Annotated in this window: 8 protein-coding genes; 5 read left to right on the top strand and 3 right to left on the bottom strand. The window is 44.4% G+C overall.

All coding sequences use genetic code 11. From position 1 onward, the window contains the following. Positions 1 to 121: 121 nt before the first annotated feature. Both NSS87_RS29070 and NSS87_RS29065 read right to left on the bottom strand, forming a co-directional pair. Positions 122 to 3,277, bottom strand: coding sequence for an efflux RND transporter permease subunit (locus tag NSS87_RS29070; RefSeq protein ID WP_339243806.1), 3,156 nt, complete (start codon positions 3,275 to 3,277; stop codon positions 122 to 124). Positions 3,278 to 3,391: 114 nt separating this feature from the next. After that, positions 3,392 to 4,309, bottom strand: a complete 918-nt coding sequence (locus NSS87_RS29065; RefSeq protein ID WP_339243804.1) for a TetR/AcrR family transcriptional regulator — start codon at positions 4,307 to 4,309, stop codon at positions 3,392 to 3,394. Positions 4,310 to 4,536: 227 nt separating this feature from the next. Between NSS87_RS29065 and cls the strand changes: the two genes are divergently transcribed. Further along, a complete protein-coding gene (cls, locus tag NSS87_RS29060) occupies positions 4,537 to 6,045 on the top strand; it encodes a cardiolipin synthase (RefSeq protein ID WP_042192502.1) in 1,509 nt (502 codons plus the stop codon). Between the two features lie 57 nt (positions 6,046 to 6,102). On the opposite strand, the gene NSS87_RS29055 is transcribed toward cls, so the two are convergent. Then, positions 6,103 to 7,632 carry a phospholipase D family protein gene (locus NSS87_RS29055; RefSeq protein ID WP_339243801.1) on the bottom strand — a complete coding sequence of 510 codons (1,530 nt, stop codon included), beginning with the start codon at positions 7,630 to 7,632 and terminating at the stop codon, positions 6,103 to 6,105. A 187-nt stretch (positions 7,633 to 7,819) separates the two neighbouring features. Here NSS87_RS29055 and fni point away from each other — a divergent pair, with 187 nt between their 5' ends. The 4 genes from fni (at position 7,820) to ychF (ending at position 12,236) form a co-directional block, all read left to right on the top strand. After that, a complete protein-coding gene (gene fni, locus NSS87_RS29050) occupies positions 7,820 to 8,959 on the top strand; it encodes a type 2 isopentenyl-diphosphate Delta-isomerase (RefSeq protein ID WP_339243799.1) in 1,140 nt (379 codons plus the stop codon). Between the two features lie 38 nt (positions 8,960 to 8,997). After that, positions 8,998 to 9,471 (top strand): GNAT family N-acetyltransferase, encoded by a 474-nt coding sequence (locus tag NSS87_RS29045; protein ID WP_231573354.1) that lies wholly within the window; start codon positions 8,998 to 9,000, stop codon positions 9,469 to 9,471. Between the two features lie 168 nt (positions 9,472 to 9,639). Further along, positions 9,640 to 10,992, top strand: coding sequence for a S41 family peptidase (locus NSS87_RS29040; RefSeq protein ID WP_339243798.1), 1,353 nt, complete (start codon positions 9,640 to 9,642; stop codon positions 10,990 to 10,992). A 143-nt stretch (positions 10,993 to 11,135) separates the two neighbouring features. After that, positions 11,136 to 12,236 carry a redox-regulated ATPase YchF gene (ychF, locus tag NSS87_RS29035; protein WP_060625988.1) on the top strand — a complete coding sequence of 367 codons (1,101 nt, stop codon included), beginning with the start codon at positions 11,136 to 11,138 and terminating at the stop codon, positions 12,234 to 12,236. Positions 12,237 to 12,380: the final 144 nt, after the last annotated feature.

Genomic DNA, 12,380 nt, shown 5'->3' with positions numbered 1-12,380 from the left:
AGTTGCCTATCGCGAATCACCCGGCACATTCCATAAAAAAGAAGCTGCTCCATAAGTAGTATTCACTACTTTGGAGACAGCTTCCTCATTTAGCATGTTTACTTGATTCGTATCAAGTGTTCTAGTCAATTACCTTTTTACTGCGGAATTTCATTAGGAATTCATACACGACTGGCACTACTACAAGTGTCAGCAGTGTGGAGCTGATCAAGCCGCCGATAACGGTAACACCTAGCCCCTTGGAGATGATCCCTGCACTGTTTTCAAGTCCTGTAACCAGTGGCAGCAATGCACCAATCGTTGCAAGTGCAGTCATCAGGATTGGACGTAAACGTGTGCCGCCTGCTTCAAGCAAGGCTTGACGTGTGGTCATTCCTTCTTTTTCCTTATGAATAACGCGGTCGATGAGGACAATGGCATTCGTGACTACGATACCAATCAACATCAGCGCACCCATGAGGGAGGAGACGTTTAAGGTTTCCCCAGCGATCAGAAGGGCTACGAGTACCCCGATAATGGTGAAAGGAAGGGAGAACAGGATAGCAAATGGAGCTAATCCACCGCCAAACGTAACCACAAGCACGAAGTATACGATGGCAATAGCAGCCGCCATAGCAATACCTAATTGACCAAATGTATCATTGATCTGCTCGGTTACACCACCGAAGCTAACCGTCACGCCATCAGGTAATTCCATAGCGTCTATTTTTTCCTTCACGAGGTTTGAAGCACTATTGACGTCACTTGAAATAATCTCGGCAGTGACATCCACCTTCATTTTACCGTCCATACGAGTAATCGAGTCAGGGGAAGAGCCGTTTTCAATTTTAGCGACTTGCCCGATTGGCACGGAAATGCCTAGTGGCGAAGTCAATGTAGCCTCTTCCATTTCTTTAATACTCTTATACGTTTCTTTATCAGTTTCGATATAGACTTTGTAGTTCTTGCCATCCATTTCTACTTCTGTGAGTACTGGACGTGTACCTGCAGGAGCAAGCTTCATCGCAATTTGTCCCGCTGTAAGTCCAAGGGAGCTAAGCTTTTCTTGATCCGCTACAATCGTATATTGATCGTAAGCTTCTTTGAGACTTGTTTCGCCATCCTTGAAATTAGTGGTGTCAGCCTGTACGATCTTGGCGATCTCATCCGCTACCGGCTTAATTTGATCTAGTTCGTCTCCGAATACATTCACGGTTAACGTGCTTCCACCCATACCTCCGCTCATCATCGCGGACATATCGCCCCACACACCATCTGGGACTTCTGCGGTTAAGCCTTCGATCAACTTCTCTTTTACATTTTCGAAATCAGGAGTATTACTATCATAAACGATGAAAAAGAGTCCTGAGTTGCTGGATCCGCCCATACCCATCGGGCCGCCGCCACCAATGGAATATTGCATTTTATCTACATGCTGTTGCGCTAAAATATATTTCTCAGCTTTCAGGCCTTGTTCTTGAACTTCTTCAGTTCTTTGTCCAGCCTTCGGTGAGTAGGTTAGCATAACCGTTTTATCCTCTTGGGAAGGCATAAAGCTAACGCCGATAGGCTTGATCAGGAACAAGCTGCCCGCAAGGAGCAGAACCGCTACTCCGAACGTAACGAGTTTATGGGAAAGACACCAGTTCAGAATTTTTTGGTAACCAGCAGACATTCTGTCTGGTTTCTCACTATGCGTCTTCTTACCTTTCAATCCGTTGCGGAACAGGGAGTGTGCCATTGCAGGAACCAGGGTAATCGCAACTACCAACGAAGCGAGCAGGGCGAAGACCATGGTTAAAGCGAAAGGCAAGAACAGCTCTCCAACCATACCACTTACTAGAGCAAGCGGTAAGAATACCGCGATGGTTACAATCGTAGAGGACATGATTGGTACGAACATTTCACGAGTGGCTGCACTGATTAATTCCCGGCCTTTTAGCTTCTCGCCAGATAACGAGAGTCGCCGGTATATGTTCTCTATGACGACAATCGAGTCATCGACTACCCGTCCGATGGCAACGGTCATCGCACCAAGGGTCATCATATTAAGCGTAATGTCCATTTGACGCAGACATAATACTGCGATCAGCAATGATAAAGGAATAGAGATGATAGAAATGATCGTCGAACGAATATTCCGCAGGAAGACCAAAATGATAATTACTGCGAAAAGGGCGCCAAATACAGCTTTGGACAACATTGTATTTACGGAGTCCTCAATCGGCTTACCTTGGTCAAGCAGAACTGTAAGGTCAATGCCTTTATATTGTGCTTTTAATTCTTCAGTTTTGTCCTTAACACCATTTACGACATCAACAGTGTTGGCATCGTTGGCTTTGACAATCTGGATACCGATCGATTCTTTACCATTCGTACGGGAGATCGATTCAGAATTCCCAACAACCTCAATTGTAGCAAGCTCTCCCAGCTTCACGGTTGGCAATCCCATATTTGCAGCTCCGCCAGCAGCTCCGCCAACAGCGCCTGCACCAGCAGCACTTCCAGCACCTGCATCGGCAGCGCCAGCTCCAGGAGCCCCAGCGCCAGTTGGCATTACTGGAATGGTCACATTTTTAAGATCTTCAACGGTGGTGATGTTGCCATCCACGACAACTGCCTTTTGAGCTTTGTCCATCTCGAACAGTCCTAGTGGAACACGGAGAGAAGAGCCTTGAATGATCCCTTTAACCGTATCTTCGGTCAGTCCGTATTGCTTGAGCTTCTCTTGATTGAACTTAAGCGAAACTTCTTTGACGTATTGTCCAGAGATTTGAATAGAAGCAACACCCTCAACATCTTCAAGGGCAGGGCGAATATCGTTCTCGGCAATACGGGTTAGTTCCTCGAGATCTTCTGAATCCCCATTCGATAAACTAAGGGAGACGACAGGCATTGAGCTAAGGCTAAAACGGGAAATGGAAGGCTTTTGCACATTGTCTGGCAATGAGACCTCATTCAGCGCTTCGCGAACAGCTGCTGTAGCATTATCCAGATTCGTTCCATAATCAAACTCGATTTGGATACTGGAGGCATTCTCCAGAGAAGTGGAGGTGATTGTCTTTACACCATCCACATTGCGCAGCTTTTGCTCCAACGGTTTACTGACATCATTAACGACGCCTTCTGGTGCAGCCCCCGGATAAATAGTTGTTACGCTAAGATAGGGTATACTAATATTAGGTAAGGTTTCTTGCTTCATTGTCAGTCCGCTATACAAACCGGCAAATACAATAATTATCGTCAGAAGCCAAATGGCAAATTTGTTCCTGAGCGAGAAATTAATTAAGCTTTTCATAAGTGTTGTTTCTGCTCCTCTCGGGCCTTTTCTTTACGAAATAGGGCGCCATTTTGAAAATTTATAATACTCGCTATCCATGTTCTTCTCTCTCACGAACTCTTTATAGAGCAATTAACGAAATACGCATGAATGATTTGAAAAAGAGGTAACCAGCTTCCTCAATTCTTCCAATGATGTAGTGAGCTCTGAGCAGGATTGGAGGTTGGACAACATCCCCTGTATGATTGCTTTGCGTGGGTGTGGTAAGAGAACTTCGCCTTCTAGAATGTTGAGTGATTCCAGCAAATCGGCTGACTCTTCGGGTTCTATACTATCTAATTTACTGACCGCAGTCTTCATGTCCTTAATGATCTGCAGTGGATTCTTGCGCTTACTCTCCTCATTCTCCTCCATCCAGCTTGCAAGAATGGTAGAGTTGATGAGAGGAGCCTGCTTACTTTTAAGAAGACCAGCTACAATAATATCTAGTAGATTCATTAGATGATCAGCCATAACAGCAAGGGACAAGTGGGTATCCTGACGAAAAATAACCGCAATATATGACTTGATTAGTCCATGACCTACAATACATAAATCTCCGGTATAGGGGATGATGTCTTTTCCATAAAGGGTCTCCATCTTCACCTGAAACCAGCGCAAGAAGGAAGCATTGTTTCTACGCAGCCATTCCGGTACTTCAGTATCAAATCCTTTTCCGGCAACTTCCTGAATCTGACGCTGTAAGAACTCACGTAATTCGTACACATGACTCAGTAGAATTTCTATTTGATTCCTAAGCTTCTCACGCGGTGTTCTTTGGGCTTCTTGTTCTTCACGTAATAAGGGATCACGAATCATTCGGTAACAATAGAGAAAAATACTGCGTTCCAGTTCTTCTTTGGATTTGAATACTAGATACAAGCTTCCCTTCGAAATTCCGCATAATTCGGCGATCTCTTGCATGGACGTGGAAGAGGAGCCTTTCACAGCGAATAATTGCATGGCGATCTTAATAATCTGTTCCTGCTTGTCCACAGTTTTATCGCTCATTGGGGGGATAACCTCCTTTCTGACTACCCAGTTCTATAATTGACTAATCGGTCAAAATAATTATATTCGATCCATCTTGTCATTACAAATTTCAGAACAGAAGGGTTACAGTTTTGTTGTAAATAGATTTTTACACAGTAATTGTCTAGGAAGATATAGGTTCTTCATGTAATATATAAAATGTGTCATTTTGGTGTTGCTTTTATGAATAAGAAGGTAGGTACAATATGAGAAGAGGACTTCAATCTATAATTATTATTGGGGCTTTCATAGCATTTTATTATTTTGGTTTTGGTATTTTTGGGAGTACTGCTGGAACAATTATTAGTATTTTCTCCACACTGACAGTCGTTTCAATTAGCTTAGCTATTTTTATGGAGAACCGTAATCCTTCTACTACGATGTCATGGATTCTTTTGCTTGCGTTGATCCCGGTGCTCGGTTTGGTCTTTTATTTTCTATTTGGACAAAATGTATTTAAACGTCGTAAATATGATAAAAAAGCACAAAGAGATCTTATGGCCTATGAGCGGATTGAGAATGACGCTTTGCGTACGCATCAAGATTGGTCGGTCTTTGACCCCTCGCGTCAAAAACTACTATTATTATCCAAGACTCTAGCGCGTACTCCTATTTCCTTTGCTTCAGAGACGCGCATCCTTACCAATGGTGAAGAGACGTTTGGAACATTACTGCTAGAGCTGCGACAAGCGAAGCACCATATACATATGGAGTATTACATCTTCCGTGCAGATCACATTGGAACGCGTATTCAACAGATTCTGATCGCAAAGGCGCGTGCGGGTGTATCTGTCCGATTTATGTATGATGCTGTGGGTAGTTTTCAGCTTTCTAAGGCTTTTTTGAAAGAGTTGGTTGATGCTGGAGTACAAGTGGCTTCGTACGGTAATTCCACCTCCTTTTTCTCTAGCCGGGTTAATTACCGGAATCACCGAAAAATCGTCGTCATCGACGGTGATGTCGGGTTCATGGGTGGACTGAATGTGGGGGATGAATATTTAAGCCGCAGCAAAACTTATGGATTCTGGCGTGACACCCATATGTTAGTTAGAGGTGAAGCGGTACGGACGATGCAAATCATCTTCTTGCAAGATTGGATGCATACTACAGGTGAAAAAATACTGGAGCAGGATTATCTAACACCACAGCTACACTTTATGACAGGGGACGGAGCAGTACAGATCATTGCGAGTGGGCCGGACAATGAACGCCGTGCACTCAAAAATATATTTTTCTCCATGATCACCTCAGCTGAGAAATCAGTTTGGATTGCCAGCCCTTATTTCATTCCGGACGAGGATATCCTGACTGCGATACGTGTAGCGGCTATATCTGGTTTAGATGTTCGCTTGTTATTCCCTGCTAAGCCAGATAAATGGATTCCGTTTCTGGCTTCGCATTCTTATTTCCCGGCATTGCTGGAGGCTGGAGTGAAGATTTATGAATACGAGAAGGGCTTTATACACTCTAAGCTGTTAATCGTGGATGGTGAAATAGCGACTATTGGTACAGCAAACATGGACATGCGGAGCTTCCATCTTAACTTTGAGGTAAACGCATTGCTTCTTCAGACAGAGAGCGTTACACGAATTGTTGCTGATTTTGAACGGGATTTATTGTCCACCACTCAGATTGTGCATGAGACCTTTATGAATAAACGCATGGTGGTACGTATACTGGAGTCTGCCGCCAGATTAATGTCTCCACTGCTATAACTTCATTACAGATTAAACCACCGCGGAGGGTGCTGCCTTCTCTGCGGTGGTTTTTGTTTAAAAAGTAGTAAAGCCCAGGTTAGTCTGCAGCCGGAACAGGATGTACTTGAACCAGGTCACATCGCTCTGATAGGCCTCAAAAGGTAAAGTGAACGTATGACCCTCGTTATTCCATAGCCGATAAAAGTAGGCTTCCATATCTTTGAACAGAGGCTGATCTCGCTTCATAGAAATCCACAGATCATTTTCCAGATTGTAGTCATCTAGATTGCGTGTGGTGAAATTGGTGGAACCGCCAAGAACGATGGAGCTGCCGGTTTGTTTGGCGATAAAGAGCAGCTTTGGATGATATTGCTCTTTGGTTGTATTGTACCAACGAATAGAGATTTCGCCGTTCGTGCGTTTATTCAGATCCATGGCAACTGGACGGTTGGGGATCCCGATTTTATCACGCCCGAAGGCGTTCTGATTTGGATCCAGGATTAGGTTTACCTTAGCCCCGCGTGATGTAGCCTCTACCAACGCATCCAGAATGGCATCATCAGCAAGATAAAACATCCCCATCCATACGGTATCCCCCTTCCGAGCGGACCTAATGCCTTGCAGCGCATATTTGTATACCTTTCCTTCTGTTAAATAGCGAACTTCTAGAGCTTTCGCTGATGGTAGGTTCTTTTCTTGGGTGAAATTGGGCTTATGAAGTAGCAATGGACCTGCATCTGAAAGATTGGCTGCCGCCTGTTCGGTCTGGAGAATATCGGCAATAATTGGACCTTGTACCTCCAAAGCAATATTGGAGTGGTAGGCGCTGGCATCGTGAACATTTCCAGAGGAAATTAGTGCAGTGTTCTCACTGACAATTACTTTGCGATGGTTCGCCTTCACATTCAGCAGCTTCAGATAAGATCGAGCGGTAATATCCGGTCCACCACTGGCCATAAGATTGGGGATAAAGCCCTTACCGGATTGTCCGAACCATTGAATGAAGGTGCGCCAGACGGCTGAATAGGCAGGTGTAGAATCTCGCAGGTCATTAACATCGGTCATGATGACTCGGATCCCCACCGCCTTCATTTCTTCCAGAAGATGATTGGGCGCTGAGTTGTAATTGGTATTGACCTCATCGGTGATGAAGACAATCTCCATTTCGGGATAGGTTTGCTTTTGTGAGATTAATTTATCTGTCAGCATTCGACTGACTGGAGGGAATGACTGATCTTTATGGGTATAATCATTGAACAGGAACAGGTCGATGACTAAGAACTCCCTTGACTCCTCGATGATATGTAGCATTCTCGGAAGAATTTCACTCTCCTGCTTACCTGTGTCCGTACCGTCTGGATAGGTTAGGTCATGCCAGAAGGATACATTGTTCACTTTGTATATGGGACTTTCATAGGAAATCCCAACGGGTAGAGGTTTATGTGTCTGGTATATCATGACGCCGATTAACCAGAGAATTAGAATGACGCAAGCCCATATCACTCGTTTGCGGCGTCGTGAAGAGGTGCGTTTCTTTGGAGCAAAAGCATGGGTTCTATCTTGTATCACTTGGGGCTGAACGGGTTGTTCACGATCTGATCTCATCGGAAGTTCCTCCTGAAAGTATTGCAGAGCACTTCCTTTATAATTATTGTGCTCCGGCGTGTACCAACCTATTAACACCTAGTGGGTAGAAATGAAGCATCCCTCGTATTTCACTCACTTCATATTGTAAATTCATCTGAAGGGATATGTTATAATAAGTGCAGTTTAGGAATAGGAGGAACGGAGCATGAATCATACGCCAGAAGAGGCCGGACCATATGATGCGAATAGGCAGTCTGGCGCGGATCATGGCAATGACCTACCGACTGTAGAGGTTTCAGATAAGAAGTCTTTATTGCCTGCATCAAGGACAGGTGAACGCAAAATAGAGCATGTACGCCTTTGTCTAAATGAAGAAGTTGGTGGCGTTGGTGTGACTACGGGGTTTGAACATTACCGATTTCGGCATAATGCTCTTCCAGAGCTGAATTTCGATGATATATCATTGCAGACTACGTTCCTGGAACGTGAACTTCGTACACCACTGCTGATCAGCTCGATGACAGGCGGCAGTGCTGCTACAGGAGCCATCAATGCCCGACTAGCAGAGGCAGCGCAGCGTCGTGGATGGGCGCTGGGGGTTGGTTCTGTGCGAGCGGCGGTGGAGCGCTCTGAGCTAACCGAAACCTTTTATGTACGGGACAAAGCACCTGATATACCGGTTATCGCTAATATTGGCGCCGTACAGCTGTCCTATGGTTTCGGGATTGAGGAGTGTCGCCGCGCTGTGGATATTGCTGGTGCCGATTTTCTTGTACTGCATCTCAATGGTCTTCAAGAGGTCTTTCAACCGGAAGGGAATACTGGCTTTGCTTCTTTACTATCGCAGATAGCAAAAGTATGCCGTGCACTTGAGGTTCCTGTAGGTGTAAAAGAAGTCGGCTGGGGCATTGACGGTGATACAGCAGAACATCTTTATAATGCAGGGGTAGCTTTTGTTGATGTAGCGGGTGCAGGTGGAACATCCTGGAGTCAGGTCGAGAAGTTTCGGAGTAGAGACCCTATACGGCGTGCAGCGGCTGAAGCTTTCGCAGACTGGGGCACTCCAACCGCAGATTGCATTGCAGAGGTACGTGCTGTCTCCCCGAAGGGGGCATTGATTGGCAGCGGCGGCTTGAAGCATGGTGTGGATGCGGCGAAGGCATTGGCCCTCGGTGCTGATTTAGCAGGCTTTGGACGCAATCTTTTAGGACCGGCAGTAGATTCTGAAGAGGCGCTAGATGCTGCACTGGCTCAGGTAGAGCTGGAGCTTAAGATAGCAATGTTCGGCATCGGAGCTCCCGATTTAGCAACTTTACGTGGGACTTCCCGTTTAATACGTAAATAAAAGTATATGGTAAATATAGAAGTGAGGAAGTGAAAAAGATGATGATTAAATTGGTTCATATGGATGAGTCTGCTTTTCAATTTTTCTTAGGTCAAGCTACTCGTGATTACGCTGAAGATAAGATTAAAGCCGGCGCTTGGGACCCTGAAATCGCGATGAAGCTGTCTGAGGAAGCTATAACACAGTCTTTACCTAAAGGGTTGAGCACAGATGGCGCTTATCTATATTCTATAGTAGAAATAAGTAGTGATATCCAGGTAGGATACATCTGGTTTAATGTAAGTGAAGGCCGCAGCGGCCGAGAAGCTTTCATTTATGATTTCTATGTTTTTGAACCGTATCAGAGTAAAGGCTATGGCAAGCAGGCTATGGTCGCACTCGATGAAGAAGCTCGTGAGATGAACGTCACCAAAATCGGGTTACATGTCTTCGGTCAGAACAATCGTGCATTTGAGCTCTACAAAAAAATGGGATATACCGTAACTGACATTACGATGTCTAAAGATTTGTAATACTTAACGTGGAGACCTCGAAGGAGGTCTTTTTTGTGTTGTTCTAAGAAAACCAATGTAAATAATTGTGATAAATATATTTGAATTAGGAGGAATAGAAAAATATGATTATTAAATAAATTCCTAAAAATGGATTCAGCTATATGGAATATTGGAAGGGGGATTAAGGTGAGACCAAGGTTTGTATTACCAGCGGCTTTATCTGTAGCTGCAATACTGTTACTGGTTAGTTGCAACCGTGGGGATTCGCCAGGGAAAAAGCAATCTGCGTCGGAGCAAGTTCAGGCAAGTCCGGTTGCGCCGGTAGCCTCTTCAAAGGTAGCGGAAAAACAGCTAGAAGCGGCGTTGTCTCCATTGACAGTGGAACAAAGATTAGAGGATTTTGATTATATGTGGAAGATTATTGAGGAGAACTACCCTTTCCTAGAGGTAAATAAGCGTCTAAATGGAGAGGATTGGCTTGCGAACAAAGAGGAGTACCGTAATGAAATTGCAGCAGTGAAGACAGATGATGAGTTTTTTAGACGAATGAAATTCGTACTTAGCAGGTTAAATAATGGGCATACGAATTTTTTATCTAAGGAAGAATATCCATGGTTTCTAAACGCCTATGTTCAGGCAGGTTTTGGTTATGAGCCTTGGATCAACGTGTTTCAACAGCCAAATGTGTTGGCTCGTTACAACCAGAAACCTTTAGCGGAGCAGCAAAGCTCTGATGGCATCGTTAACGATATGAATAGTGGTGAGGCAGGGAGTCAGACAGGAAAGACTTCCGGGAATGTAAAAAAGGTTATTATAGAGCCAGAGCAAATAGCGTATCTAGGCATGCGAAGCTTTGCCGGAAGTCTCATGGAGATGGATAGTTCGGAGATTCGTGATTTTTTAATAGAAGTTAAAGATTATAAGACACTAATTCTAGATATCCGCGGAAATGGCGGAGGAAACAGCAATTACTGGAGAGCTCATATTGCTCCTCTGCTGATTAATAAACCTATCGAATACAATACATACTTACTTTATACAAGAGGCAACTATGCTGAGACCTTTATGCAGGCACGTCAGATCACAAGGGGGCAGCAGCCTATTACCAGCATCAAAGACGAACAGTTGCCTAATTTACCATCGGAAGCATTAAAAATGTTCAAGACATATAGTAAAAATACAGATGTAGTAATCCCTCAAGAATCCGTTGGTTTTAAAGGAAAGATCTATTTGCTGGTAGATAGCTCTGTGTATTCAGCGTCGGAAGGTTTTGCAGCATTTGCAAAAGGCACCGGGTTTGCGACGGTTGTTGGTGGCAGAACAGGTGGGGACGGACTAGGGATGGATCCACTTGTCGTTGCATTGCCTAATAGCGGTTATGTATTCAGATTTTCCTTTGAGATGGGACTTAACTCTGATGGAAGCTGCAACGAGGAAGTGAAGACAGTCCCTGATGTGGAGGTTGATCCAGATACTTCTAAGCCCCTATTGGATCAGCCGGCGGTGCAAAAAGTATTGGAACTTGCCAAATCCTATTGAAATGGGTTCGCTTGGATAAGGCTGGATTGACACAACTGTAAGACATCCGGTGTTGCTGGAGAATATGTTCTAATATATAATGGTTTAGATCGTATTACTTATTCGGATGATCAATTTAGCTGAAAATAGGAGTTGTCATATAAATGGCTTTGAAAGCGGGAATCGTCGGTCTTCCTAACGTAGGAAAATCCACATTGTTTAATGCAATAACGCAAGCGGGAGCAGAATCCGCAAACTACCCTTTTTGCACGATTGACCCTAACGTTGGTGTCGTTGAAGTTCCGGACGAACGTCTTGATAAACTGACTGAGCTGGTACAACCTAACAAGACTGTACCTACTGCTTTTGAATTTGTTGATATCGCTGGTCTTGTGCGCGGTGCGAGTAAAGGTGAGGGACTAGGCAACAAGTTCCTAGCTCATATTCGCGAAGTAGACGCTATCGTTCATGTCGTTCGTTGTTTTGAAGATGAGAACGTTACCCACGTGGATGGAAAAGTAAATCCGATCAGCGACATTCAGACCATTAATTTGGAACTGATTCTTGCTGACATTGAGAGCATTGAGAAGCGGATTGAGCGTTCCCGTAAGAACATCAAAGGCGGCGACAAGAAATACGCTCAAGAAGTTGAACTGCTTGAACGCGTCAAAGAAGTGCTCTACGAAGATAAACCTGCACGTAGTATAGAATTGTCCGATGACGAGAAGGTTATTATCCGTGATCTTCATTTGTTAACATTGAAGCCTGTGCTGTATGCAGCGAATGTAAGTGAAGAAGAAGTAGCAAGTGCTGAGAATAATCCTTATGTGCAGCAAGTACGTGAATTTGCAGCAACTGAAGGTGCTGAAGTTGTTCCGATCAGTGCTAAAGTAGAAGCTGAAATTGCCGAGCTTGAGGGCGAAGATAAAGCGATGTTCCTAGAAGAACTTGGGCTAGAAGAATCTGGTCTGAACCGCTTGATCAAAGCGGCTTACAAACTTCTAGGCTTGTATACGTATTTCACGGCAGGCGTTCAGGAAGTTCGTGCGTGGACCATTCGTAAGGGAACTAAAGCACCCGGAGCTGCTGGTGTAATTCACACAGATTTTGAACGTGGATTTATCCGTGCTGAGGTAGTGGCTTACGCAGATCTTTTGGCAGCAGGCTCAATGAATGGTGCCAAAGAACGTGGTCAACTGCGTCTAGAAGGTAAAGAGTATTTGGTGCAGGACGGCGACGTTATGCATTTCCGTTTCAACGTTTAAGAGGACTGAAGCATACTAATGATAAGAGGGTCATCTCAGTCGGTAGAGGGTATCTACTGCTGGGATGATCCTTTTTTTAAAATATAAGACATTTATTAAGGGATTTACGCGTACAGAACTGTAGCCATTTCACAATATCTTTGG

This window comes from Paenibacillus sp. FSL F4-0243, assembly GCF_037963295.1.
Lineage (GTDB): Bacteria > Bacillota > Bacilli > Paenibacillales > Paenibacillaceae > Paenibacillus_AQ.
This window is presented reverse-complemented; position numbering and strand designations above follow the sequence as displayed.

Excerpts from the sequence above, each read along its gene's own strand:
- NSS87_RS29070 (WP_339243806.1), bottom strand. The coding sequence starts at position 3,277 with ATGAAAAGCTTAATTAATTTCTCGCTCAGGAACAAATTTGCCATTTGG.
- NSS87_RS29065 (WP_339243804.1), bottom strand. The coding sequence starts at position 4,309 with ATGAGCGATAAAACTGTGGACAAGCAGGAACAGATTATTAAGATCGCC.
- cls (WP_042192502.1), top strand. The coding sequence starts at position 4,537 with ATGAGAAGAGGACTTCAATCTATAATTATTATTGGGGCTTTCATAGCA.
- NSS87_RS29055 (WP_339243801.1), bottom strand. The coding sequence starts at position 7,632 with ATGAGATCAGATCGTGAACAACCCGTTCAGCCCCAAGTGATACAAGAT.
- fni (WP_339243799.1), top strand. The coding sequence starts at position 7,820 with ATGAATCATACGCCAGAAGAGGCCGGACCATATGATGCGAATAGGCAG.
- NSS87_RS29045 (WP_231573354.1), top strand. The coding sequence starts at position 8,998 with ATGATGATTAAATTGGTTCATATGGATGAGTCTGCTTTTCAATTTTTC.
- ychF (WP_060625988.1), top strand. The coding sequence starts at position 11,136 with ATGGCTTTGAAAGCGGGAATCGTCGGTCTTCCTAACGTAGGAAAATCC.